Consider the following 1,271-nt stretch of genomic DNA (forward strand, 5'->3'; position numbering starts at 1 on the left):
CAGCCTTCCACCGGTGGCCGCCGGTGCCCCGTCGGCGGCGCCCGAGGTGGTGGTGTCGGCGCACCGCTTCCGCAAGCAGTTGCACGTCACCGTCGCCGACAACGGGCGGGGCCTGCCGGCCGGGTTCGACGCCGAGCGCGGCAGCCGGCTCGGCCTCCAGATCGTCCGGGCGCTGGTGACCGGGGAACTGCGCGGCACCATCGAGCTGCGCAACGGGGCCGAGGGCGGCACCGAGGCAGTGCTGGTCGTCCCCCTCGCCCGGTCCTGACCCGGGGTGCTTGATCGACTCCCGTCCGATTCCGTCCTCCAGGGCGCTTGATCGACTTTGTGTCGGCGGCATGGCGGTATCCGGGCGGGGGGATACCGCCGAGTCGCCGGCATGGTGGGCGGCTGCCCGCCCGCCGAAGCCCATGCCCGCCCGCCGAAGCCGGAGGCGCGGCTCAACGGGTGAGCAGCGCCACGGTCAGGCCGGGGCGCGGCCAGACCCGCTCGACGACGAAATCGTCGCGCAGGGCGGCCCCCTTCGCGCCGGGCACCGCGTCGACCGGGTCCGAACGTCGCCCGGCGACCACCAGCCAGATCCGCCGCGCCCCGGCCAGGCAGGGGGCGGGGTCCGGGCACTCGTCGGCCCAGTAGTCGCCGCGCGCGTCGCGGTCCCGTACGGCCAGCGCGTCCCGGGGTTGCCGGTCGCCGAGGTGGTAACCGATGCCGACGTCCAGGAAAAGCCAGCCGCTCCGGGGCGAGAAGACGATCACGTCGCCGGGCCGGCGTCCCTCGTCGACCACCCGGGCCGCCCCCCGGTAGTCGACAAGCGCGCCGCGCGGCCACTCGTGGCTGCGCCGCAGCCCCATCTGGTCGGGCAGGCCGAGCAGGCCGGTGACGAGCACCACGGCCAGCGCCCCGGGCAGCGCCACCGTGGCCAGCGCCGCCCCGGCCAGCAGGCAGGCGAACGGGACGGCGAAGAACAGGTAGCGCGGTACCCACAGCGGCACGGCCAGCCCGGCCAGGAAGAGCAGGGCCACCGGCAGGGCCAGACAGGCGGCGGGGAGCAGTCCGACCCGGCCCGACCGCGCGGCCCCGAGGGCGGCCAGGCCCAGCAGCAGCCCGCCGACCGCGCCGCTCTGGGCCAGCGCGCCGGGCAGGGCGGTCAGGTCGGCGAGACGCGCCTGGTCCACCCAGTCGAGCTGCCGGCCCCGCTGGCCCGCCGCCAGCAGCACCAGGGGGGTCAGCGCGACCGCCGCCGGCAGGAGTGCCAGCGGCCATGCCCACAG

Annotated in this window: 1 protein-coding gene and 1 pseudogene; one reads left to right on the forward strand and one right to left on the reverse strand. The window is 77.0% G+C overall.

What is annotated here, in order from left to right:
* Positions 1-268, forward strand: a 268-nt coding sequence (locus E1258_RS32695) for an ATP-binding protein (RefSeq protein WP_132407847.1), incomplete at its 5' end; no start/stop codon positions are given.
* Positions 269-440: 172 nt separating this feature from the next.
* Here the strand turns inward: E1258_RS32695 and E1258_RS33770 are convergent.
* A pseudogene (locus tag E1258_RS33770) lies at positions 441-1,271 on the reverse strand (hypothetical protein); the annotation flags it as partial.

The organism is Micromonospora sp. KC207, from assembly GCF_004348615.1.
In the GTDB taxonomy this organism is placed as follows: Bacteria; Actinomycetota; Actinomycetes; order Mycobacteriales; family Micromonosporaceae; genus Micromonospora.